At 39.5% G+C, this 25,463-nt stretch carries 21 protein-coding genes; 12 read left to right on the top strand and 9 right to left on the bottom strand.

Translation table 11 applies throughout. The features are described 5' to 3' along the window. Positions 1 to 43 precede the first annotated feature (43 nt). Entirely contained in the window at positions 44 to 1,519 is a 1,476-nt protein-coding gene (gene proS, locus J8L85_RS07620; RefSeq protein WP_211016041.1) for a proline--tRNA ligase, read from the bottom strand. 95 nt (positions 1,520 to 1,614) lie between these two features. Here proS and J8L85_RS07615 point away from each other — a divergent pair, with 95 nt between their 5' ends. Both J8L85_RS07615 and J8L85_RS07610 read left to right on the top strand, forming a co-directional pair. Continuing rightward, positions 1,615 to 2,835 carry a hypothetical protein gene (locus J8L85_RS07615; RefSeq protein WP_211016040.1) on the top strand — a complete coding sequence of 407 codons (1,221 nt, stop codon included), beginning with the start codon at positions 1,615 to 1,617 and terminating at the stop codon, positions 2,833 to 2,835. 37 nt (positions 2,836 to 2,872) lie between these two features. Then, positions 2,873 to 4,378: an outer membrane protein transport protein gene (locus J8L85_RS07610; RefSeq protein ID WP_211016038.1), complete on the top strand. Its 1,506-nt coding sequence runs from the start codon at positions 2,873 to 2,875 to the stop codon at positions 4,376 to 4,378. 49 nt (positions 4,379 to 4,427) lie between these two features. Here J8L85_RS07610 and J8L85_RS07605 read toward each other — a convergent pair whose 3' ends face one another. Both J8L85_RS07605 and J8L85_RS07600 read right to left on the bottom strand, forming a co-directional pair. Continuing rightward, positions 4,428 to 5,864, bottom strand: a complete 1,437-nt coding sequence (locus J8L85_RS07605; protein WP_247656577.1) for a T9SS type B sorting domain-containing protein — start codon at positions 5,862 to 5,864, stop codon at positions 4,428 to 4,430. Between the two features lie 145 nt (positions 5,865 to 6,009). Further along, positions 6,010 to 7,809: a T9SS type B sorting domain-containing protein gene (locus tag J8L85_RS07600; RefSeq protein ID WP_211016036.1), complete on the bottom strand. Its 1,800-nt coding sequence runs from the start codon at positions 7,807 to 7,809 to the stop codon at positions 6,010 to 6,012. 136 nt (positions 7,810 to 7,945) lie between these two features. Here J8L85_RS07600 and folE point away from each other — a divergent pair, with 136 nt between their 5' ends. Both folE and cysS read left to right on the top strand, forming a co-directional pair. Continuing rightward, the gene (gene folE, locus J8L85_RS07595; RefSeq protein ID WP_211016035.1) at positions 7,946 to 8,626 is read left to right on the top strand and encodes a GTP cyclohydrolase I FolE; all 681 of its coding nucleotides are present in this window, start codon (positions 7,946 to 7,948) and stop codon (positions 8,624 to 8,626) included. 14 nt (positions 8,627 to 8,640) lie between these two features. Continuing rightward, positions 8,641 to 10,119: a cysteine--tRNA ligase gene (cysS, locus tag J8L85_RS07590; RefSeq protein ID WP_211016034.1), complete on the top strand. Its 1,479-nt coding sequence runs from the start codon at positions 8,641 to 8,643 to the stop codon at positions 10,117 to 10,119. On the opposite strand, the gene J8L85_RS07585 is transcribed toward cysS, so the two are convergent. Continuing rightward, a complete protein-coding gene (locus J8L85_RS07585; protein WP_211016033.1) occupies positions 10,120 to 11,043 on the bottom strand; it encodes an AraC family transcriptional regulator in 924 nt (307 codons plus the stop codon). Between the two features lie 205 nt (positions 11,044 to 11,248). Here J8L85_RS07585 and J8L85_RS07580 point away from each other — a divergent pair, with 205 nt between their 5' ends. The 7 genes from J8L85_RS07580 to J8L85_RS07550 all read left to right on the top strand — a co-directional run bounded on the left by J8L85_RS07580 (position 11,249) and on the right by J8L85_RS07550 (position 16,810). Beyond that, positions 11,249 to 12,772, top strand: a complete 1,524-nt coding sequence (locus J8L85_RS07580; RefSeq protein WP_211016032.1) for an aldehyde dehydrogenase family protein — start codon at positions 11,249 to 11,251, stop codon at positions 12,770 to 12,772. Positions 12,773 to 12,785: 13 nt separating this feature from the next. Next, on the top strand, positions 12,786 to 13,160 hold the full coding sequence (locus tag J8L85_RS07575; RefSeq protein WP_211016031.1) for a DUF779 domain-containing protein: 375 nt from the start codon (positions 12,786 to 12,788) through the stop codon (positions 13,158 to 13,160). Positions 13,161 to 13,259: 99 nt separating this feature from the next. After that, on the top strand, positions 13,260 to 13,499 hold the full coding sequence (yidD, locus tag J8L85_RS07570) for a membrane protein insertion efficiency factor YidD (RefSeq protein WP_211016346.1): 240 nt from the start codon (positions 13,260 to 13,262) through the stop codon (positions 13,497 to 13,499). Between the two features lie 88 nt (positions 13,500 to 13,587). Continuing rightward, positions 13,588 to 14,547, top strand: a complete 960-nt coding sequence (lgt, locus tag J8L85_RS07565; protein ID WP_211016029.1) for a prolipoprotein diacylglyceryl transferase — start codon at positions 13,588 to 13,590, stop codon at positions 14,545 to 14,547. A gap of 12 nt (positions 14,548 to 14,559) precedes the next feature. After that, on the top strand, positions 14,560 to 15,054 hold the full coding sequence (locus J8L85_RS07560) for a DUF192 domain-containing protein (RefSeq protein ID WP_211016027.1): 495 nt from the start codon (positions 14,560 to 14,562) through the stop codon (positions 15,052 to 15,054). Positions 15,055 to 15,058: 4 nt separating this feature from the next. After that, the gene (locus J8L85_RS07555; protein WP_211016025.1) at positions 15,059 to 15,577 is read left to right on the top strand and encodes a GNAT family N-acetyltransferase; all 519 of its coding nucleotides are present in this window, start codon (positions 15,059 to 15,061) and stop codon (positions 15,575 to 15,577) included. A 3-nt stretch (positions 15,578 to 15,580) separates the two neighbouring features. Then, the gene (locus tag J8L85_RS07550) at positions 15,581 to 16,810 is read left to right on the top strand and encodes an ATP-binding cassette domain-containing protein (protein ID WP_211016023.1); all 1,230 of its coding nucleotides are present in this window, start codon (positions 15,581 to 15,583) and stop codon (positions 16,808 to 16,810) included. Between the two features lie 73 nt (positions 16,811 to 16,883). Here the strand turns inward: J8L85_RS07550 and secDF are convergent, their stop codons facing one another. The 3 genes from secDF to J8L85_RS07535 all read right to left on the bottom strand — a co-directional run bounded on the left by secDF (position 16,884) and on the right by J8L85_RS07535 (position 21,649). Beyond that, positions 16,884 to 19,853 carry a protein translocase subunit SecDF gene (gene secDF / locus J8L85_RS07545; protein WP_211016021.1) on the bottom strand — a complete coding sequence of 990 codons (2,970 nt, stop codon included), beginning with the start codon at positions 19,851 to 19,853 and terminating at the stop codon, positions 16,884 to 16,886. A gap of 114 nt (positions 19,854 to 19,967) precedes the next feature. Next, positions 19,968 to 20,585 carry a hypothetical protein gene (locus J8L85_RS07540; protein ID WP_211016019.1) on the bottom strand — a complete coding sequence of 206 codons (618 nt, stop codon included), beginning with the start codon at positions 20,583 to 20,585 and terminating at the stop codon, positions 19,968 to 19,970. Between the two features lie 137 nt (positions 20,586 to 20,722). Continuing rightward, a complete protein-coding gene (locus tag J8L85_RS07535; RefSeq protein ID WP_211016017.1) occupies positions 20,723 to 21,649 on the bottom strand; it encodes a malate dehydrogenase in 927 nt (308 codons plus the stop codon). A gap of 287 nt (positions 21,650 to 21,936) precedes the next feature. Between J8L85_RS07535 and J8L85_RS07530 the strand changes: the two genes are divergently transcribed. Further along, the gene (locus J8L85_RS07530; RefSeq protein ID WP_211016014.1) at positions 21,937 to 22,311 is read left to right on the top strand and encodes a hypothetical protein; all 375 of its coding nucleotides are present in this window, start codon (positions 21,937 to 21,939) and stop codon (positions 22,309 to 22,311) included. A 91-nt stretch (positions 22,312 to 22,402) separates the two neighbouring features. Here J8L85_RS07530 and J8L85_RS07525 read toward each other — a convergent pair whose 3' ends face one another. Together J8L85_RS07525 and gyrB are read right to left on the bottom strand one after the other, a co-directional pair. Next, entirely contained in the window at positions 22,403 to 23,419 is a 1,017-nt protein-coding gene (locus tag J8L85_RS07525; RefSeq protein WP_211016012.1) for a DUF6588 family protein, read from the bottom strand. Between the two features lie 71 nt (positions 23,420 to 23,490). Continuing rightward, positions 23,491 to 25,431, bottom strand: coding sequence for a DNA topoisomerase (ATP-hydrolyzing) subunit B (gene gyrB, locus J8L85_RS07520; protein ID WP_211016011.1), 1,941 nt, complete (start codon positions 25,429 to 25,431; stop codon positions 23,491 to 23,493). Between the last annotated feature and the right edge of the window lie 32 nt (positions 25,432 to 25,463).

Genomic DNA, 25,463 nt, shown 5'->3' with positions numbered 1-25,463 from the left:
TTTTTCACTATCGCAACACCCATTTATTTTTTTTTGAAATCTTTTAATACGCCTTGGCAAAAAGCACCCTTTTTGAAGAGCTTTTTCCCGTTACGATACACTTACCTTCCTCATCTTTAGAATCTAGCGGAATGCACCTAATTGTAGCCTTTGTCTCTTGTTTGATAAGCTCTTCCGTTTCCGGTGTTCCATCCCAATGTGCCGAAATAAAACCTCCTTTTTCCTCTAAAACTTTTTTAAACTCATCGTAGGTCTCGACTTCTGTTATATGCTCTTTTCTATAACCCAGTGCTTTTTTATAGATATTCTTCTGAATATCTTCCAACAAAAATTCTATTTTAGAGATAACCTCATCCATTGGTACTATTGTTTTCTCTAAGGTATCTCTTCGGGCAACTTCAAAAGTGCCATTTTCCATATCCCTCTTTCCAATAGCCAATCTAATAGGCACCCCCTTAAGTTCGTACTCGTTGAACTTAAAACCAGGTTTATGGGTATCTCTATCATCATATTTAACAGAAATACCTTTCTTTCTAAGCTCTTTTACAAATGGCATAACTTTTTCAGAGATGGTGTCTAACTGTTCCAATCCTTTATAAATAGGCACTATTACCACCTGTATCGGCGCCAATTTAGGAGGCAGCACCAAACCATTATCATCACTATGGGTCATTACCAATGCCCCCATCAATCTAGTAGAAACACCCCATGAGGTTGCCCATACATATTCTTTTTGCCCTTCTTTGTTCGCAAATTTCACATCAAAGGCCTTTGCAAAGTTTTGTCCTAAAAAATGTGACGTACCCGCCTGCAAGGCTTTTCCGTCTTGCATCAATGCCTCTATACAATAAGTTTCCACTGCTCCGGCAAAACGTTCACTTTCAGTTTTAACTCCCTTAATTACCGGTACGGCCATATGGTTCTCGGCAAAATCGGCATAAACGTTCATCATTTGTTCGGCCTCCGCTATGGCTTCTTTTTCCGTAGCATGGGCGGTATGCCCTTCTTGCCATAAGAATTCGGCGGTTCTTAAAAAGAGCCTTGTTCGCATTTCCCAACGCACAACATTGGCCCATTGGTTTATTAATAAAGGTAAATCTCTATACGATTGTACCCATTTTCTGTAAGTATCCCAAATAATGGTTTCAGAGGTAGGCCTTACAATTAGCTCTTCTTCCAATTTTGCTTCGGGATCCACGATTATTCCGCTACCATCTTCTGCATTCTTTAACCTATAGTGGGTCACCACAGCACATTCTTTGGCAAACCCCTCTACATGACTTGCCTCTTTACTTAAATATGATTTAGGTATAAAAAGAGGAAAGTAAGCATTCTCATGCCCTGTTTCCTTGAACATTTTATCCAATCCGGCCTGCATCTTCTCCCAAATGGCAAAACCATAAGGTTTAATTACCATGCAACCTCTTACACCCGAGTTCTCGGCTAAATCTGCCTTTACCACCAGTTCGTTATACCACTTAGAATAGTCTTCGCTTCGTTTCGTTAATTTTTTACCCATTGTACGGAGTTTGGCACAAAACTTGTGCTTATTAAAGAAAATAATTCGGTAAAACTAGTTATTTTTAGTATGTTCAACAATATAATTTTAGACCGATGATATATTCTATACCCCACAAAAAGTATTTTTACCCTTCAGTGGTTGCCACAATGGCCTTATTGGTGGTTTCTTGCGGTTCTTACCAACCAGTTTCCTACTACGATAACGACGGTATTTATTCCGATGGCGCGACGAAGATTGTTGAACAAAATCCACAAGGACAGAACAATACACAAATACAGGATGACTCCAATACCTATTCTGAATATTTTGGTCAAAAAGCCAATCAATATGACGAAATATTGGATAGCGAAATTTTTACGGATGTAGACTCTTATTCCAGTAATTACCAAAACGACAGCATTCCCCAAGATCAATTGACAGATTATTACGACAACCAAAACGATTATCAGGGTTATGGGGGTTGGGGAGACAACACCACCGATATAAGCGTTAATATTTACAACAACGGTTGGAACAACTGGGGCGGATATTATGGATGGGGATGGAACACCCCATACTATGGCTATGGATGGGGATGGAACAACCCTTGGAGATGGAACAGATGGAACCGATGGAGCAATTGGGGATGGTCTGGCTATTATGGTTACGTAGGATACTATGGCAATATTTGGTATCCATCCTACGGATGGGGCTACCCTTATTATGGCCGTAACTATGCTCGCAACTACGTCTATTCAAATAACCGAACTCGCCGTGGTTATTATAATAACCGCATAACCTCTAATAACAGTGGTATTGCAACCGCCCTAAGAGGAAGGTCCAATGTATCAACTAGAGGCAATTCGCCACGATATAGAAGTACGACCGCGCGTACCGTTTCTGGCAGAAGTTCTGCAAACACCCGTTCTACTACAGCTCGTAGTAACTCTACAACTTACAGAAGAACAGTTGGAGTTGACCAGAACAAGGCATATAGAACAAGCAGAAGCACAAGAACAACTCCTAAGTACAATAGTTCTTCTAGAACAAATTCTTACAGAAGTGGATCTACCACCACCGGAAGAACAAGTAGAACCGTAATACCAAGAACCTCTACATACCGGAGTTCAAGCAGCAAGAGCGGAAACACCTATAGAAGCTCTGGGCGCAGTTCTAACAGTAGAAGTTTCAGTTCTGGACGCAGTTCTAGCAGTAGCAGAAGCTATAGTTCCGGACGAAGTTCGAGTAGCTCAAGAGGCTCTAGTGGCAGTGTAAGAAGTTCAAGTAGTAGCTCAAGATCCTCTTCCTCTGGAAGGAGTGGGCGAAGCAATTAATCATTCTAGAATTTATTAAAGATTAAAGAAAAGACAAATGAAAAGATATTTCACTTTCATCATGTTATCCCTATGTCTTATAGGCAACGCCCAAAATATAAACGACATTCTCAGGTATGGAACGGAAAGTCTTCAGGGGACCGCTCGGTTTCAGGGCATGGGAGGTGCCTTTGGAGCGCTGGGAGGAGACTTATCGTCCCTTAATATAAACCCTGCCGGATCCGCGGTTTTCAACAACAGCCTAATTACTATATCGGCCACTAATTATCACAGAGACAACGATGCCTCATATTTTGGCAGACTCAATAATACCACTGTAAACGATCTTGACTTCAACCAAATTGGAGGGGCCTTTGTTTTTAAAAACACCAATGATAATTCGGATTGGAAAAAATTTACTCTTGCTTTTAACTATGATGTAATAGATAATTTTGACGATGAATTTTACGTCTCGGGCAACAGTAACCAGGGTATAGATAATTATTTTCTTGATTTCGCCCAAGGAGTGCCCTTTGGAGCTATTCTTAGACAACAAGGTGAATATATAGAAAATGCCTATCTAGATATTGGAGCCACCCAAGGTTTTGGGGACCAGCAAGCTTTCTTGGGCTATTATGGAGGTATTATAGATCCTCTAAGCCCAGAGGATAGCAATACAGATTATGTAAGCAACGCCAGTTATACTAATGTAAACCAACAATTTTTACGAAATACTACCGGGTACAATAGTAAGTTTACTTTAAATGCCGCTTCACAGTATAGAGACAACCTTTATATAGGAGCTTCTTTAAATTTTCATAGTATTGTTTACGACCAGTATGACGAATTTACCGAAACCGGCTATGATCTTGGTTCCGAAATACAGCGTACTACCTTTGATAATTATTTGCATTCAGAGGGAAATGGGTTTTCTTTTAGTATAGGAGCAATTGCCAAACTAAACCAATATGTGCGTTTGGGAGGAAGTTACCAATCACCAACCTGGTATCGTTTAACAGATGATTTCTCTCAAAGGATCAACTCGGATCTTGCGGATGAAGATATAGGTTATATCAATTTTGATATTGTAAACCTTTTTGATACCTATACTATTAAAACACCGGCAAAAGTGACCGGAAGTTTGGCCGTTGTTTTCGGCAAAAACGGACTTCTAAGTTTTGATTACGGTTATCAAGATTTTTCACAGGCCGAATTGCGCCCAAAAAACGATGTTAATTTTCAAAGCGTAAACGATCAAGTATCCAGTGAATTAAGCGCCGTTTCTACCTTTAGATTGGGAGGTGAATACAGAATTGGCATGTTTAGCCTTAGAGGTGGCTATATGTTCGAACAAAGCCCATATGCAAACGGGTCTACCATTGATGACCTGAACGGATTCTCAACAGGAGTCGGTTTTAATTTTGGAGGCAGTAGATTGGATCTTGCCATCAATAGAACCGAGCAAGATGTAAACGAAAGCTTGTTCAACACCGGCATTACCACCCCGGCAATGATCAATAGGGTAAATACCAATGCTACCCTTAGCTACACCATAAACTTTTAAAAGAAAAAAGAATTGCAAAAAAAGGGGCGTTGTTCAACGCCCCTTTTTTTTATCTCTTTAATGCAAAATGTGTCTTTCGCGTTTTGGCCACCAACACACCCGCCTCTTCTTCTTGATACTCAAAACGGAACCAATAATCCGTAGAAGGCATTTGTCTTCCGTTATAGGTGCCGTCCCAACCTTCTGCAGCTCCTAATTGTTTCAGCAACTTTCCGTAGCGATCAAAAATATAAACAACAGGATCGGTTAACGTTTCAATCCCTCTAATATTCCATTCATCATTAACACCATCTGCATTGGGCGTAAAAAACTTCGGATATGCAACCACCAAAAACTCAATAGGCTCAGTGGTACCACAACCGTTTTTATCGTTTATGATTACCGTATTTATACCCGGTGGCACATTTCTAAATATAGGGTCGTCCTGAAAAGTACCGCCATTGATGGCATATTCATAATCCCCATTACCCAAAACATTAAATTCTATATCATTTCTATCAGGGTCTACCGATAGATTTGTATCTAAAATCGTAACAGGGTTGGCCGGATCTAATTCTGGAACACCATAAAAAGTAATTAGTATACCCCCTTCATCGGCAACGGTCGGCGGAGAACCAAGACCTGTAGTAATGGTCGCAAAATACCTGCCCGAATTAGGGCTGGCCACTACCAGTTCGGCTCCAAAAGGACCAGAACCCGTTAAAGTATCGTCAACAACCCCATCATCGTCATAATCTACCGTCCACTCTACACTGGCAATATCATTACCTACAGGTGAGTTCAGTGCACTGAGGGTAATATCGGGATCCCCCTCACAAGCAGCAATATCAAAACCTAAAAACTCATCCCGTAAAGAACAGTCCAAGGCAGAATTTTGATCCTCATCTACAGAACTACCGGTAAAGGTCAACATAAAAGGTTCTGCCTCATCATCAAAATTAGTATTGAAATTATTTATTAGGATATAATAGATTTCACCCGGTTGTACATAAAGCCATTCATCATAGGTATTCTGGCTTCCAATCAAGAAAGGGGCGCCTTCTTGTCCACTTTCCGGATTTACGCCTATTCCCGTAAAATTGGTATCGTTTACTTCATAATTACAGCGTATAGGTTCTGAGGTAGGGTCCCCAATAATCGAGCAGAAATTTTCTCCACTAGTTTCGTCATAGGGCCCATAAACCGCAAAATCCCATTCAGCTGTAGGCGTGCTGTTGCCCCCCGACGGCAGTGCCTCTATATCAAAGCCGACCTGCCCCTCGGTGCCCGCCCTAAAAACATACCATGCCGTATTATTTTCTATATTGGCAGAACTAATGCTACCTTTCTCCAAACACCCTGTCTGGGTAATCACCTCAGGATCAAAATCTTCAATATCCCCTCCCCCATCGGCCAAGCCCATAATAGGCTGATCGGCACAAACAGGTATAGCGGTTCTACAATCCGGAGAATTCTGGGCATTAGCGTCCCATAAAAACAGGAACATACAGCAGGTTACACAAAAAAGTGTTCGCATAATTAAGTGGGGCTATTTATACTTTAACGTATATAATAACTTTATTAGTGTCAGTTTAGTATCTTACAACGGATTTTTATGCACTTAATCGACAAACGACACACCTACTCTTCCCTTATCGCTTGATACTGAAATGACTATTGATATACTTTGCTATTTTCGTTAGACCATCGGCATCGGTATACGAAAGTTTGAACCAATAATCGGCAGACGGCATTGGCACTCCATTAAATGTACCGTCCCAACCAGGGCCATCTCCCCTCATTTGATACAATAATTTACCGTACCTATCATAAATGGTAACCTCTGGATCCTCTAAAACAGCAAGTCCACCAACTTTCCATGTATCATTCACACCATCTCCGTTCGGGGTAAAAAACTTAGGGAAACCAACAATAACCAACTCCTCTACATCGGTACCACAACCATTTAGATCCGTAACCGACACAGTATGTATTCCTGGAAACAAATTATAGAACACCGGTTGATCTTGGGGAGTACCATCGTCCAGTTGATATTCATAATAGCCACTTTCTTCGGTCAATATGGTAACGGTATTATCATCATCCGCATATTTAATCTCTACATTCGAAATAACCGGAGGTTTAGAAAAAACCACTGTCACCGAACGCTCGGCCATACAACTGATAGCACTTTGTGCATTAACGACCGTTAAGGTATAAACACCTGCTTGATCAATGGTTATTTGAGAAGAGGTCTCCCCTGTACTCCACGAATAATCATACCCATTATTTGAAATTTCTTGCCCTATGGTCGCCATAGGAACATCTTCACATATGTAGATTTCGGTAGGAAAACGCAACTCAGGAGTTGCGACCCCATAGATCGTAAATGATTCGGAAGCATCAAAACAGTTTGTATTTTCTAAGGAAGTAGTTCTAATATAAATTGTCTGTGAAGCGGAATTGGGCACATAGTTATTCGGTAAAGGATCAATACCGTTTATGGCATCTAACATAGTTCTATGAAAACTAATTCTGTAATCATCTGGACTTTGACCCCCCAATGCCTCCTCGGCCTTGGCGGACAAATCAAAAATATCACCATCCAAACAAACCCATTCGTCACTCACAGATTCGGTAATGGGCATTTTAGAAAAAGCTACCTGAACATCGCTAACAAGGTTTAAACCGGACGGTACCAGAACCACTACCCTATACATTGCAGAAACCATAGGTTGTAACGTTGGACCGTTTTCTGAAAGAAGACGCTGATAGCCACTACCCGTATCCATATACCATTCGTAACCAACGGCATCCGCTGTTGTAGCATTGAGCTCTACAGAATCACCCCCACACACCGCCATTGGCGCCCCTAACAAATTATCTACTATAGAGCAATCTAAAGCGGTATACGGAAATTCGACAAAAATAGTACCTGAAAACTGTATAGAAAACCCCGAATTATTATTGCTGTAATTATTGATGAACAGATAATACTCCTCACCCGGCGACACTTGCAGGTAATCATCATATTGAAAGTTATCGACACCTGTCGGGTCTTCCCCGAAACCGGTATACGTGTTATTATCCGAATTATCAAAATAATTACAACGTACGGGCTCCCCTAAATTATTACAGCCATCGGTTTTGTACAGTGCAAAATCCCAATCCTCAGAAACATCAAAGCCTATATTGATCCCCAATTCACCACTCTCGCCCGTCTTAAAACGATACCAGGCAGAATTGGACTCTATGGTACCTGACCCCTGCTTTATACAGCCAGATATAGAGGCCCCATTAAAATCATCTACACCATACCCATTGGTTCCCCCGTTTATCGGGGTATTGCTACATATTGGGATAGCATTGGCACAATCGGCGGAAACTTGGGCAACCGCGATATAAAGACCAAAAAAGAATGTAATTAAAAAAGCAACACTAAAACGTGTCATATAAGGCCGTATAATTAATAAAAACAAAAATAACGGCCACTTGACCTTAACACTAATTTATGTTGTGTAAGACCCTTGAAATATTATAAAGTGCGATATAATGTATATCTTTGCCCCTTGTTAAAGTTTATTTCAAATGAAAATAGAGGGTACATTGGAAGAACAGTTTGAACAGATGGGAGACGATCACATTTCCTCATCTGAAGAAACTCCGTTAAGAAAGGATGCATTTATCCTTAGTGATGACGAGAAAATGGAAAGAATCGAAAATAGTGTTCGAGACATTCTTTTGACCCTCGGCATGGACCTAGACGATGATAGCTTAAAAGGAACCCCGCACAGGGTAGCAAAAATGTATGTCAAAGAAATTTTTGGCGGATTAAATCCGGATAAAAAACCAAAATCATCCACTTTTGACAACAAGTACAAATATGGCGAAATGCTGGTAGAAAAGAATATTACCCTATATTCTACCTGCGAACATCACTTATTACCAATTGTTGGTCGTGCACATGTGGCCTATATTTCAAAAGGTTCTGTGGTAGGTCTTTCAAAGATGAACAGGATCGTTGATTATTATGCAAAAAGACCCCAAGTTCAAGAACGCCTTACCATACAAGTTGTTCGTGAGCTACAAGAGGTCTTGGGTACGGAAGATGTTGCCTGTGTTATAGATGCAAAACATCTTTGTGTAAACTCTAGGGGAATCCGAGATATAGAAAGTAGTACCGTTACTGCCGAATATGGAGGAAAATTCAAAGAGGAAGGCGTAAGAAACGAGTTCCTCGAATATATTAACATGGAAACCAAATTTTAATCCTTTCCACAACAATGCATCTGTACCAGCAGCAAACTATCAAAATACATAATTCACTTACCGGTAAAAAAGAAGTATTTGTTCCTTTAAACGAAGGGCACATAGGAATGTATGTTTGTGGACCAACCGTCTACAGCAATGTTCATTTGGGCAATTGCCGAACCTTCATGTCCTTTGATATGATTTTCAGGTATTTTAAACACTTAGGATACAATGTTCGTTATGTACGTAACATAACGGATGCCGGACATTTGGTGGACGATGCAGAGGAAGGAGAAGACAAGATTGCAAAAAAAGCACGCTTAGAACAATTAGAACCTATGGAAGTGGTACAGCGATATACAGTTGACTTCCATAATATCTTAGAGAAATTCAATTTTCTACCCCCCAGTATAGAACCTACGGCGACCGGCCATATTATAGAGCAAATAGAAATCATAAAAGAAATTCTTGAAAAAGGTTTCGCCTATGAAAGAAATGGCTCTGTATATTTTGATGTTGTCAAGTTCAACGAAAGCCATGAATATGGTAAACTTAGCGGCCGAAAGTTAGAGGACATGATCGCGAACACCCGCGAATTGGCCGCACAGGACGACAAAAAAAGTCCTCAAGATTTTGCGCTCTGGAAAAAAGCCGAACCACAACATATTATGAGATGGCCCTCTCCATGGGGAGACGGATTTCCGGGATGGCATCTAGAATGTACCGCCATGAGTACAAAATACTTGGGCGAAACATTTGATATACATGGTGGTGGTATGGATCTAAAATTTCCGCACCACGAATGTGAGATTGCCCAAGCGGAAGCTTGTAATGGCCAATCTCCCGTTAGATACTGGATGCATGCCAATATGCTTACCTTAAACGGTAAAAAGATGGCAAAATCCACAGGTAACAGTATACTCCCTGGAGAAATATTCTCAGGTGAGAACAACATCCTAAGCAAGCCTTTTTCCCCATCTATGGTGAGATTTTTTATGATGCAGGCGCACTACACCAGTATTTTAGATATTAGCAACGATGCCCTGTTAGCCTCGGAAAAAGGATTCAACAAGCTTATGGAAGCCATTGGCTCCATTAAATCGTTACCAGAAGGAAAAGCTACCGATTTTAATGTAAAAGAATGGAAACAGTCATGTTATGATGCGATGAACGATGACTTTAATACGCCTATTCTTATTGCAAAACTGTTCGATGCCGTAAAACACATCAACCTAATAAAAGAAGGATCTGAAACCATTACCGCCAGCGACAAGGAATTGTTGATACAAACAATGCACGATTTTACTTTTGATATACTTGGTCTGGAAAACAAACAAAGTGCCAATGTTGATTCGGAAAAGCTAAGTGGTGTGGTAGAACTCTTAATAGAGCTGCGTAAAGAAGCTAGGGAAAATAAAGATTTTGCGACCTCCGATAAAATAAGGGACCAATTGGCCGATCTAGGTATTCAGTTAAAAGACGGAAAAGAGGGAACTACCTATAGCCTATAATTATATCTGGTATTTTATTTTCTTGATATTCGCCTGGTATTCACCAGGGGACTGTTGCTGCCTATTTTTAAAGACCCTATTAAAATAAGACCTACTCTCAAACCCACATTGCATATAAACATCTTTAATAGACAGATCGGGGTTCTGCAATAGGCCCACGGCCAATTTAATTCGTTCGTTGTTTATAAACTCGATAGGAGAAACACCTAACTCCGTTTTAAACACCCTATAAAAATGAGACGGACTCATATATGCCATTTTACTTAGGTCATCTACATGTAAAGGCTCGTACAAATGCTCTCTTATATACCTGATCACATGCGATAACCTATTGTCTCTATTGATGGACATTTGAGAATTTGTATAAATCTTACGCTCATTTGTCTGTAATATTCTAATGATCAGTTCACGCAACATATTATCGACAAAAAAATCTTTGGAAGGATGGTTTTCCGAAAACAAAAAAAGAAGCCGTTGCAGTATTTGATAAATACCCTGATCGTTGACAAAATGAAAATTATAATCCATCAGGCTCCATTCCTTCTTATCGTCCTTGGCCATACTTTCGTTCATAAACTGCAATACATTCTTGATCTTCTCTTCAGAAATAGCAATGGCCAAACAACGTGTAGGTTTTTTCGATTTTGCCTCCGGAAAATCTATATACATGGTCTCGTTCGCAGGCAATATCAATGACTCGCCCGGCAGATAATCAAAAGATTCATAATCTCTTAGGTGCATTACCTTTTTACCCTCTATCATACTTGTCAAGACGGGTTGATCAAACTGTAAAAGCACCCGTTCCGCCTCTTTATGGGTCTCAAAAACATGCATTGCGGCATTTTTTAAAGTAAAAGAAGTCTGATTTTCAACCATATTCTCCAATCTTCTTTCTTTAAAAAAACTATTTGACAGCTTTAGCATTATCTAACTTTAATTATTTAATGATTATGAAATTTACAAAAAAATACCCTTAAAAAAACCATAATAACAAGTAATGATAGAATTGTTCACATTATTAATAGAATTCTTCAGTTTATTCAAAATACCCTAATGTACTTTTAGAAAAACCAAAAATCACATATTGGTTTACAAATCTGAATTTTAACTTTTAAATCCTTAATTAGATATGAGCAATACAGCAACAGTTGCACAAGATGTGCTACAAAAACCACAATTTAAGAACCAGTACGAGAACTTTATTGGGGGCAAATGGACCTCTCCCGTAAAAGGTGAATATTTTGAAAACACCTCTCCTGTAGACGGTAAAGTATTCACAAAGATTCCAAGATCAACAGCGGAAGATATTGAAAAAGCAATAGATGCCGCATGGAAAGCTGCACCTTCATGGAACAATTCATCGGCAACAAAACGTAGCAACCTATTACTGAAGATTGCCGATGTTATGGAACAAAACCTAGAGATACTTGCCAGAGCGGAAACATGGGACAATGGTAAGGCCATTAGAGAAACCAGAGCGGCCGACTTACCATTGGCCGTTGATCATTTTCGCTACTTTGCAGGTGTTATTAGAGCTGAAGAAGGCTCTGTAAGCGAATTGGACAGTAGTACCGTCGCCTTGAACATCACCGAGCCACTTGGCGTGGTAGGACAGATAATACCATGGAACTTCCCTATTCTTATGGCCGTTTGGAAATTGGCACCGGCTTTGGCCGCAGGTAACTGTGTTGTCTTAAAACCAGCCGAACAAACCCCTGTAAGTATATTGGTCTTAATGGAGCTTATAGAAAATATACTGCCCGCAGGTGTTCTTAATATAGTTAATGGTTTTGGTGCAGAAGCAGGTAAACCTTTGGCCTCTAGCCCACGCATAAACAAAGTTGCCTTTACAGGCGAAACAACAACAGGGCAATTGATCATGCAATATGCCTCAAAAAACATTACTCCCGTAACCCTAGAACTAGGAGGCAAATCGCCAAACATATTTTTTGAGAGTATCATGGATGCCGACGACGAGTTTTTCGATAAATGTATAGAAGGCGCCAATATGTTCGCCCTTAATCAAGGTGAAATATGTACGTGCCCCTCTCGTATGCTTGTTCAAGAAAGTATTTTTGATGCTTTTATAGAAAGGGTCATAGAGAGAACCAAAGCTATTAAAATGGGGCACCCATTGGATCCTAATACCATGATGGGCGCACAAGCTTCAAGCGATCAATTCGAAAAAATACTAAGCTATATACAAATTGGAAAAGAAGAAGGATGTGAAGTACTAACCGGTGGAGCCCAGGCATATAACGAAGGTTTAGAAGGAGGTTATTACATACAACCTACCATTCTTAAGGGAAATAATAAAATGCGTGTTTTCCAAGAAGAGATCTTTGGTCCGGTACTTTGTGTTACTACTTTCAAAGACGAAGCCGAAGCTATAGAAATCGCCAATGACACCCTTTACGGTCTTGGTGCCGGTGTCTGGACAAGAGACAATCACCAGGCATACACCATACCTAGAGCCATAAAGGCAGGTAGAGTTTGGGTAAATTGTTACCACTTATACCCTGCCCATGCACCCTTTGGAGGTTATAAAAAATCCGGTATCGGTAGAGAAAACCACAAAATGATGCTTGCTCACTACCGTCAGACCAAAAACATGCTTATCTCTTACGATAAAAAAGCCATGGGATTCTTTTAATCAAAAACCATAGATGAAAGTAAAAAGAGTACTTGTAAGCGATGAAGCGGCCGAAGTCATTAGAGACCTGAAAGAAGAACACGGGGAATTAATGTTCCATCAGAGTGGAGGATGTTGCGATGGATCATCTCCTATGTGTTTTGAAAAAGGAGAACTAATGATCGATGACAACGATATTTGGCTTGGCACTATTGAAGGTTGTGAATTTTACATTTCACAAGATCAATTTGAATACTGGAAACACACCCAGTTAACAATTGATGTAACTCCTGGTAGAGGGGCCAGTTTTTCGTTGGAAATTCCCCTCGGTGTACGTTTTATTGTAAAATCAAGACTTTATACACCTGAAGAGGCCAAGCAATTGGAACCGATCAGGGTCGGCGTGTAATTTTGGTTGTTACATTTAATTTGCCTAAAACCCGTATGTCACCATACGGGTTTTTTGTTTTAAAGCACAATATTTTACCCTAACTTAGTGTCCCAAATAATTGCTTTGAAATTTTCCCTTAAAAAAATATTGATCGCCCCTTTTGTTCTATTGGTCAGATTTTATCAATTGGTCATATCCCCCTATACCCCAGCCACATGTAGATATTCCCCGACCTGTTCACAGTACACTTTAGAGGCCTTAAAAAAACATGGTCTGTTCAAGGGCGGATGGTTGGCCATAAAAAGAATTCTTAGCTGTAACCCGTGGGGAGGAAAAGGTTATGACCCAGTTCCGTAATAATTTGTACAAATGGTAGTAATAGCGTTCTATTTCGTATAATTTAATCTATCGTATTTGCGTATCTTAGCTCCTCAAAATAATTAATATGCACTTTTTAGGAATTACTTGGAATCCCAACGAAACCCTATTCAATATTGGCTTCATTCAAATAAAATATTACAACTTACTGTGGATTATTGCTTTCGCATTGGGGTGGTATCTTATGAAAAAGATATTCGTCAATGAAAAAAAGTCAATAGAACAATTAGATTCGCTTTTTATACATACCGTTCTAGGAACCATGTTAGGTGCCAGATTGGGACACGTCATATTCTACGATTGGCCATATTATAAAAATCACTTGGTAGAAATTCTACTTCCTATAAGGGAAAGTGACACCGGAAGCTTGCTTTTTGGGCTCGTTGACGGTTATGAGTTCACCGGTTTTACCGGTTTGGCCAGTCATGGAGCCACTATAGGTGTTATTCTTGGCATGTGGTTATATACCAGAAAATATCCTGAATTTAACCTGTTATGGATTCTAGACCGTATGGTGGTCCCTTTTTCCATAGGTGCATTCTGTGTTCGTTTGGGCAACTTTTTTAATTCAGAAATCAACGGAAAAGTAGTAGACGAGTCTTTTATTTTCGCTACAAGGTTCATACGTGATTCCGATGACCTACACCCCTCTAAAGCCTTGGCCATTACAAAAGAAAAAACATTGAACGCTGCATACGATGCCATTGAGAACAACCCTAAGTTTTCACAATATTTGGCCGAAATACCATATAGGCATCCTGCCCAACTTTATGAAGGTGTATGCTATATTTTCGTATTTATCCTACTCTATTACCTATACTGGAAAACGGACAAAAAGAATAAATTAGGCTACTTACTTGGTGTATTCTTGGTATTGCTTTGGACCATACGTTTCTTCGTAGAATTTGTTAAGAAGAGCCAAGGTGGATTCGAAGAATCTTTAGGGCTTTTATCTACGGGGCAATGGTTAAGCATCCCGTTCATATTAATTGGCCTTTTCCTAATGTTCAGACCCGTGAAAAATTAACCACCGGCTTTTATGAGAACCTATTATTTTTACCTTATCGCAACGGCAGTTTGCACCACATCTCTTGTTTCTTCATGTAAACAAGAAGAAAAAAAAGTAATAAAGACCGAGCCCGTAAGTTTTACAAAAGAGGGAGAATTAACCATTTACAGGGCCGAAACCGATTCGTTGTTAACAAAAATAGATATCGAAATTGCAGAGTCGGACTACGAAACCCAAACAGGCCTCATGTACAGAAAGGGAATGGAAAACAAGCAAGGAATGCTTTTTATTTTTTCTGATGTAGCCATGCATTCGTTCTATATGAAAAACACGGAATTTCCGCTAGACATAATTTATATAGACGAAAACCTAAAAATAGCAAGTATCCATAAAAATGCGGAACCGCTGAACGAAGATGGTATTTCTTCTCAGGTACCGGTGCAATACGTGCTAGAAATCAATGCCGGTCTTTCCGATACATGGAAAATTAAGGTCGGGGATAAAATCGATTACACACGAAAATAGCATCATGAAGTATCTTTTGGAAGGCGAGCGGACCCAAAGGTTATTATTTCGAAAATTTACCCCTCTTGACTATACCGATTGGCTACCCTTTCACCAAAATACGGCTTCCTCACAATACTGGTCGGGCATACCAAAAGACCCGAAAACAGCATGCGAACAACAGTTTAAGGGTATTTTTAAAAGATATAACAACGACCAAGGGGCCATGAACGCCTTGGTAGACAATAAAACACAAGCCCTAATAGGTATGTGCGGACTACTGGTACAAGAGGTCGATGGCACTGAAGAATTGGAAATAGGCTATTCCATTTTGCCCAAATATTGGAGAAGTGGTTATGCCTATGAAGCTGCAAAAAAATGTAAGGAGCTTGCTTTTAAAAAGAAATGGGCCACACATTTAATATCCATTATCCATATAGATAATCTTCCTTCACAAAAAGTAGCCTTAAAAATAGGTATGCAGATAGATAAAACAACCACCTATAAAAATAATCCTGTTCATATATACAGAATAGACCGTTAAAAAATGGAGCATTGGGGCATTTTTATAGACAATCGATCAAACAAATCACAGTTCATTAAAGCTGTGCAAAATAACGAGTTAGAAAATTTTAAAAATTATAAGACCTTAAAAGGAGCCTTGTTTTCACCTATTGCGTTAAAACGGTTTATAGATGAAGAGGAACGCCATGGCACCAGACTTTTATCAGATTCGGGCCAATCATTAAAATCGATGTCTAGTGGAGAGCAAAAAAAAGCGCTCTTTTCACACATATTAAAGACATCTCCCGACTATATAATACTTGACAATCCGTTTGACAATCTAGATACCGATTTTCAAGAAGAGCTTAAGCGCCTTTTAACGGACCATTCCAAGAATATTGGCTTCATACAACTTGCTAGTAGAAAATCGGACATGCTTCCCTTTATAACCAAGTATGGCAAATTAGAAAAAAGCAATTTTACCGTATTGAACAACCCAATAGCGGAAGAGTACAATATAGACCCCAATTTATTCAAAGGTACCATACCACCCCCTATAGACACTATTTCTACAGAAAGTAACAACCTAATCAGGTTCACCGATGTTACTGTCTCCTATGGAGACAAAACGATTATCAAAAACATAGATTGGGAAATAAACAAAGGGGAATTTTGGCAACTTATTGGAAAAAATGGATCTGGCAAGACAACATTGTTGTCCATGATTACCGGGGACAATCCCAAAGCTTTTGGGCAAAACATTTATTTGTTCGGAAACAAAAAAGGGTCCGGCGAAAGTGTTTGGGAAATAAAACATAAGATTGGCTATTTCTCGCCTGCAATGACCGATAAGTTCTCGGGCAGGCATTCTATAGAAAATATGCTAATTTCAGGTTTAACAGACTCTATTGGTCTTTACACCACCCCTACAGAAGTACAGAAAAGAATCATAAAACAATGGCTTGTTCTATTAAACTTATGGGAGCGGCGCAACGTACTGTTCAATGAACTTTCTTTAGGGGAACAGAGATTGATTATGACCGTACGTGCCATGGTAAAACACCCTCCACTATTAATATTGGACGAACCTACAAGTGGTATGGACGATTATTCGGCTAAAATTCTAGTTGCCCTTGTCAATAAAATGGCGGACGAATCAAATACCGCTATCGTTTTTGTAAGCCACCGTAAAGAAGCAGGCCTTAAGCCCTCAAAAATATTTCAGCTAACAACATCGGCCAATGGTTCTACCGGAACCGTTCATATTCCCTAAAACAAACTTTTGCAATAAAAAACGGCGTTCTAATGAACGCCGTTTTTTTATTGAATGTTAGTTTGACCTCTAATTAATTTGAAGCCCTGTCTTTTGTAATTTTCTTACTCAAGGCATCGTACATAACCGGTGTTGCAATAAATACAGATGAATAGGTACCTACGACCACACCTACTATCATTGCGAACATAAATCCTCTTAACGATTCACCTCCAAAAATGAAGATTGCCAGTAACACTACCAAGGTAGTAAGAGAGGTATTTAAAGTTCTACCCAAAGTACTATTGATAGCGGAATTAATGTTATCGCCACCTTTCCATCCGCGCTCCGCGATAATCTCACGAATACGGTCGAACACTACCACGGTATCGTTCAACGAATAACCTATTACCGTTAATATCGCCGCAATAAATGCTTGGTCTATCTCCATATTAAAAGGCATTATTTTTCCTAAAATAGAGAATACCCCCAATACGATCATAACATCATGGAAAACTGCGACAACGGCACCTAAAGAGAACTGCCATCTACGGAAACGGAACAATATGTAAAGGAAAACCACCGCCAAAGAACCAAGAATCGCCAAAAATGCGTTGTTCTTAATATCATCGGCTATCGTTGGCCCTACTTTTACAGATTGTAGAATACCGATCGACTTATCGCTACTTCCAACAGTAAATTCTTCTTTAGAAAGTCCGTCCGGAAGATATTTTTGCAAGGTATTATATAGTTTATCCTGAATCTCCGTATCTACTTCAATACCTTCAACGTCTACCTTATAAGGAGTGGTAATCTTAATTTGATTTGCCTCACCAAAAGTTTTGACATTGGTTCCACTACCAAAAACGGTATTCAATTCAGATGCTATTTCAGATGGATTCACGGCCTTCTCAAAACGTACCGTGTAAGAACGCCCACCTATAAAGTCGACGCCTTGTTGTAGACCCGGACCAAAAAACAATGAGATTATCCCAACAACCACTAAAATACTTGAAAGCACATAAGCTATCTTTCTTTTTACCAAGAAATCGATATCAAGGTTTTGGAACAACCCTTTGGTAATGCTGGTAGTAAATTCTAAAGTTCTTCCTTTACCATCTATATACCAATCTACCAATAACCTGGTAATAAAAATCGCCGTAAACAACGAGGTTATAATACCGATCAATAAGGTAGTTGCAAAACCTTTAATAGGCCCCGATCCAAATATGAATAAAATTATCGCCGTTAAACCTGTTGTTATGTTGGCATCCAAGATAGAAGAAAGCGCGTTTCCGAAACCATCTGCAACCGCTTGACTCTTACCTTTTCCTTTGGCCAATTCTTCTTTGATACGCTCAAAAATAAGTACGTTGGCATCCACCGACATACCAATTGTAAGCACGATACCCGCTATACCTGGCAACGTCAATACGGCATTTAAACTTGTTAACACCCCAAAGATTAATAGAATGTTCAACAAAAGAGCTATATCGGCAAAAGCACCCGCCTTACCATAATAAAAGATCATCCATAACAATACGATACACATGGCAATGGCAAATGACATAAAACCACTATCGATAGCTTCTTGCCCCAATGAAGGACCTACGATCTCTGACTGAATGATCTCAGCAGATGCAGGCAATTTACCAGCTCTAAGAACATTGGATATATCCTTGGTCTCGTTTACTGTAAAATTTCCTGTAATTTCTGAACGACCTCCAGATATAGGTCCTGAAGAAACTCCTGGAGCCGTGTACACTTTATTATCCAATACGATGGCAATACCTGTTTGGTTATTATAGGCGTCTCCTGTAAGTTTTTCCCATTCTTTGGCACCTTTGGCATTCATGGTCATAGATACGGCAGGCTTACCGAACTGATCAAAGTCTGCACGGGCATCACTGACCACATCTCCACTAATTCTTGGCACACCTTCTCTATTCGATTTCAGTGCATATAGGTCTATTACTTCTGTATCTTCGGTAGCTGGGCGCTCCCAAACAAATTTTGTAAATTGAATATCGGCAGGTAACAACCTTCTGATTTCAGGCATTCTCAAATAAGAACCGATGGTTGCGGTATCTTTAATGGCCGCACGAAACATAGCATGTGTTCCAGGGTTAGCAGGAATCAACAACTCGTATAATGGATTCACCTGTGATGCCATTTCCAAAGAATCTGCAGAAACATCCGACAATAACGAATCCAATTCCGATTCTTCTTTTACCTGCTCAGGCTTATCGACCTTAACGATTTCTTTTAGCTTTTCGTTCGCCTGGATCAAAAAGGTACTAAAACTAGGATTGCTCTGTTTGTAGGTTTCCCAAAATTCTAATTGTGCCGTACTTGAAAGTAGGTCTTGCGCACGGGCAATATCTCTAGCTCCCGGCAATTCTACCAATATACGTCCAGAATTACCTTCTCTTTGAATATTTGGTTGGGTTACACCAAAACCATCGATACGCTCTCTAAGTACTTCGAATGCAGAAACAACGGACTCGTCTATCTTTCTTCTGATAATAGGCTTCACCTCATCGTCAGACATTTGAAAATTAATCTCGTCGCTCAATCCCTTATTTGCAAAAATATCTGGAGAAGCCAATTTGGTATCACCCTTAATTTTGTCAAATGCCTCGAAGAAAAGTTCGATATACGTATCGTCGCTACTTTTAGAAGCTGAATCCGCATCGGCCAAAGCCTTGTTAAAAACAGGGTTCTTGGTATTGTTGGCCAACCCTTTCAATATATCTTTTACAGATATCTGCAGCGTTACGTTAATACCACCCTTAAGGTCAAGACCTTTGTTCAGCTCTTTCTTTTTGGCTTCGCTATAAGTGGTATAGCCCAAAATAGGATTATTACCTATAGAATCTAAATAACTGGCCTCCAACTCTTCCCTTTTGGAAACGTAGTTATCTTCAGATTCAGAGATACGACTTGCGGCAAACAATGCCGCCTCTTTTTCAACCTTGTTGGTAATAAAAGTATAGGATAGCTGGTAGATACTAACTAACCCGAATAATAAAGCAAAGAGCTTTATAAGTCCTTTATTTTGCATTTTATTAGTTTATTTAATTTATGTTGATTACGATTATATGCATTTAAAAACTAAGGGCCATAATTTTTACAAAAGGTAAATACGTTGTTCCTTAGTGAAATTCTATGTTAGGAATTAGCTATTCCCATAGGCATAAGGTCCCGCCCTTACTTCCGGAATTGTTGGTGAAGTGTTATCAATTGCTATTGAAAGGTTCGTATGTATTCTAAAAGCTACGTCTACAATAGCGTTTTGCTCAAACACAAATGTATGATCAAACGGTAGAATTACCGGATTGAAAATTCTGTTATCGTCTTGCTTTTGTATCGAAACAAGCGTCCCGGTCAAAGCTATACCATGATCGGTTTGTTGCTGCAGGTCAGATACTACTATACTATACTTTTCAGGAAGTTGCTCTTTTGGGTAATCTGAAGGGGACTCTTCTTCATTGGATAGGGGCAGTTTATCTTCGTCAGAAAGAAATTCCTTAACACTATCCGCATCTAAGTCACTGTAATAACGAATGCTCAGTTGTCTGCCATCATTTTCAATTACCTCGATAGCATCAATACCTAAGACCAGTAATTTCTTTGTTATTACGGCCAAAACCTCATCATGAGCAGTTTCCGAAGCCAATTCTACATCTGCAAATTCTAATGAAATTTGTTGATTAGAAGCTTTCTTTTGCTCTTGACTTAGCCCCAATAAGGCTAGAATAATAAATAGCGTACTTACGCACCATTTTGCATTCATGCGGCAAATATAAAAAGAAAAATATGCTAGGTAGTATATTTTTTACAATATATGTACCTGAAATATATGTTATTAAAAAAAAGAAACCCTTTATAGCTGCGCTATAAAGGGTTTCTTAAATGTATACGATATAAAGATTACAACTCTAAAAGACCATTGGTCTTACTAACACCAGCGGCACTTTCTTGCATTTTGTTCTTTTCTGCATCGCTCAATGGTATGTCTACGATTTGTTCTATTCCGTTTTTACCTAAAATAACGGGAACACCTATACAAATATCATTTAAACCATATTCACCTTCCAATAAAGTAGAACAAGGGAACATTTTCTTTTGGTCACAAGCAATCGCCTGCACTAAAGCAGAAACTGCCGCTCCTGGAGCGTACCAAGCACTGGTTCCCAATAATTTTGTCAATGTAGCTCCTCCTACTTTGGTATCCTCGGCAACTTGTTGCAATCTTTCTTCTGATAAAAACTCAGAAACACGAATACTATTTCTTGTTGCATGAGAGGTCAAAGGAACCATTCCCGTATCACTATGGCCTCCGATTACCATTCCATCAATGTCCGAAATCGGGGCTTCCATTGCTTCTGCCAATCGGTATTTAAAACGTGCACTATCTAAGGCACCTCCCATTCCGATGATTCTATTTTTTGGCAAGTTGGTGGTCTTGTGCACCAAATATGTCATGGTATCCATTGGGTTACTAACCACAATTATAGTAACATTCGGTGAATGCTCTATAAGGCTACTGGAAACAGTTTTGACAATACCGGCATTAATACCGATCAATTCTTCCCTTGTCATACCTGGTTTTCTTGGTATACCAGAAGTAATTACTGCAATATCACTATTTGCCGTCTTTGAATAATCACTGGTACTACCTGTAATTTTGGTGTCAAAACCGTTAAGAGATGCGGTTTGCATTAGGTCCATGGCCTTCCCTTCGGCGTAACCCTCCTTAATATCCAATATTACTACCTCAGATGCAAAATTTTTAATGGCGATGTATTCCGCACAACTTGCTCCAACCGCTCCTGCACCAACTACTGTAACTTTCATGTATCTATTTTTTTATGAATTAATTCTATATAAGATGAATGATCTTACGTTAAATGTTTAGCTCTTCAAAAATACTCAATTATTAACAAATTTTATTAACTCAACCTGCTAATAAAATGTGATAATATGCTTTTACAAAAAAGACAAAAACATACGATTCGTTAAAAAAAGGAGCAGTTCAACGAAGAAACAGAAAAATAACGACCATACGTCGATTTTTAATACTAACGAATAATAGACTCCGTTTATAGCTATGGACCCCAAATCCGAACAAAACCTACTTAACAATGAAAAAGTTGCTTTCATTAATGGCTATCTGTGCCATTATTTTTACTGCCAACTGTTCTCGGATAGAACAGAACAATGACCCCATTATAGGCATTTGGTCCCAGGCCAAAACCGAAGTTACTAGCACTACCGCAAAAACAACCATTCGAAAAGAGTGGATCTTCAACGATGTTTATTTAGGCAGGTATCACGAAATAACAGGAAACGAAATAACCTTACAAACAGATTTCGCATGGTCTAAAGAAGGTGACACATACACAATTGAATATAGAGGACTGGAAAATACTCCCCATCAAACCTTTAAAATTGTAACATCTGACGAAAATATTCTACTAAAACAAATTGATGGCGATGATATCGCCATTAGGGAATAAACAATTTTAACAGGGCCATGGGAAAGAGTCTGTTCGGAGCAATCTGGGCAGGCTCTTCATGTTTATAATATCTTTCTTTGCAATTACGGTTTTATCTAAACCCAAAGTTTAGTCCAAAATTAAAGGTATTGAACTCTCCGAGGGTATAATCGGCATTGATCCTAAAAAACCCAAGTTTCAATTTAGCGCCAATATTACCCGTAACCCCATTTACCTTTTTTGTTATGGAAAACGGGTCCACATAGGTTTCCGAAGAAAACGGACCCCTGGTGACCACATAGGTCCCTAAAACATCCATAGTTGACTTGCCCGTAACATAACCTAGACCTCCATAAAAATTGATTACAGGAAGTCTGGTCGATACCACGGCATTAAAAGCCCAAGTATTTATCTTTGCCTCTATACGCTGATCCTCGCCTTCTATTAGGTCCGCATCCGAAAAATCATAATCACCATTCACGGCAGTATACCCTATTACGGCCGATATGGCTACGGGCAACAATTTATCCGCTGGAAGAAGTTTTGTGAAATCGTGTTGCAATCCAAAACCTAACAAGCCTACCTTCGCCCCTTCATACTCCAATTTTGGAAGAAAACGAGCTTTAATCTCGGTACCTTTAATTAATCCTACACTAGCCTGCAGATACCCCGAAGGAACAAAATCTATTCCCTCACCCGAAAGCCCAGAAGGCAACTCAAATTCTTCCCTTACATTAAAACCTGCGACTTGCCCCTCAACAAAAACTTCTACTCCACTAATATCGCCCAAAGCGGAAGAAACATTTCTTGCCACTCCTGGATTTTCAACAAAATCTAAATTTTCGTAATCATTGGGATCCAATAAAAAGGTTCTTTTATCCTCTTTATTTTTAAAGCCGGTAATATTACCCACCAACGAAATTTCAAATCCCCCCAAGGGTTTTGCATCGGCGGTATTATACCAACCAGTAGCAAAATTATACACCACACTTTCTGAAAGCGGGGCCGTATAATCGGTGGCGAATTTTTCCGCATCTTCAACTCCGGCAGCAAACACATCGTTAAAATCCGCTTGGGCGAATACAACCGAAAAACTACATGATAAAACTAGGGTACATAAACCTTTCATATTCTAAGTTTTATCTAAAACTAAAAAACCTGCGCTATGAACGCAGGTTTTTGTTGTATAAGTAGTGATTTTTATGTGTCAATATTAGCGTAGACAGCATTTTTCTCTATAAATTCTCTCCTTGGAGGCACTTCATCTCCCATTAACATAGAAAATACCCGATCTGTTTCTGTGGCGTTTTCAATAGTTATTTGACGTAAAGTTCTGTGTTCCGGATTCATAGTAGTATCCCACAATTGCTCCGCATTCATCTCTCCAAGACCTTTGTATCGTTGGATGTTTACACTACCATTATAAGAATCGGCAATAGCGTCCCTTTCTTCATCTGACCAAGCATATTGCTTTTTCTGTCCTTTTTTAACCAAGTATAAAGGTGGTGTCGCAATATAAACATGCCCTCCCTCTATCAATTCTCGCATGTATCTGAAGAAAAATGTAAGAATCAGTGTTTCAATATGGCTACCATCGACATCGGCATCACACATGATAACTACTTTATGGTAACGTAATTTTTCAAGGTTCAACGCCTTACTATCGTCCTCTGTACCAATGGTTACCCCAAGTGCGGTATAGATATTCTTTATTTCCTCATTTTCAAAGACCTTATGTTGCATGGCCTTTTCAACGTTCAAAATTTTACCTCGTAAAGGCAAAATCGCCTGGAAATTTCTATCCCGGCCTTGTTTTGCAGTTCCACCCGCAGAGTCACCCTCTACGAGAAACACTTCACAAAGTGCTGGATCTTGTTCTGAGCAGTCGGACAGTTTCCCGGGCAGGCCACCTACACTCATCACCGTTTTACGCTGTACCATTTCCCTTGCCTTGGTAGCTGCGTGCCTAGCCTGAGCGGCCAATATTACTTTCTGCACTATTACCTTGGCATCATCTGGGTGCTCTTCTAAATAATCGGTAAGCATTTCGGATACCGCTTGGCTTACAGCCGAAGAAACCTCTCTGTTCCCTAGTTTGGTCTTGGTCTGCCCCTCAAATTGAGGTTCGGCCACCTTCACCGAAACTATGGCCGTTAATCCCTCACGGAAATCATCTCCTTGAATCTCAAATTTTAATTTATCCAACATACCGCTTGCATCGGCATATTTCTTCAAGGTAGTGGTAAGCCCCCTTCTAAAACCGGACAAGTGCGTTCCACCTTCGTGGGTATTAATATTGTTCACATAAGAATGCAAATTCTCTGTGTAACTAGTATTGTAAATCATGGCAACCTCTACTGGAATGTTGTTTTTTTCACCCTCCATAGAGATTACGTTCTGTATCAAAGACTCTCGGTTACCGTCCAAAAATCGAACAAATTCCTTAAGACCTTCGTTAGAGAAAAAGGTTTCACCAACATACTCCCCTTTTTCATCTTTCTGACGCTTATCGGTTATAGTGATCTTAACCCCTTTGTTCAAGAAAGAAAGCTCACGCATCCTATTCGACAAAGTTTCATAACTATACTCGATCGTCTGGGTAAAAATGGTATTGTCCGGATGAAAGGTCACCTCGGTACCCCTTTCGGTAGTTTCCCCTATTCTTTTAACAGGATATAGCGCCTTTCCCCTTTCATATTCTTGTTGCCAAATAACGCCATCCCTATAAACGGTAGCGGTCAAATGATCGGACAAGGCATTTACACAAGATACACCGACCCCGTGAAGACCACCAGAAACTTTATAGGAGTCCTTATCAAATTTACCACCGGCCCCTATTTTTGTCATTACCACCTCTAAAGCGGAAACACCTTCTTTTTTATGAAGGTCTACAGGAATACCCCTTCCGTTATCTCTGGTAGTTATAGAATTATCCTCATTGATTATTACACTGATAGTATCACAGTGCCCTCCCATAGCTTCATCTATGGAGTTATCCACCACTTCATAAACCAAGTGATGCAATCCACGGACGCCTACATCTCCAATATACATAGATGGTCGCATGCGCACATGCTCCATCCCCTCCAACGCCTGTATACTATCCGCTGAATATTGCTTTTTATTTGCTTCTTCGCTCATAAATTAAAGATTGTTTTAACTTCAAATTTTGC

Origin of the sequence: Maribacter sp. MMG018, assembly GCF_018100785.1 — a bacterium.
Classification (GTDB): Bacteria; Bacteroidota; Bacteroidia; order Flavobacteriales; family Flavobacteriaceae; genus Maribacter.
This window is presented reverse-complemented; position numbering and strand designations above follow the sequence as displayed.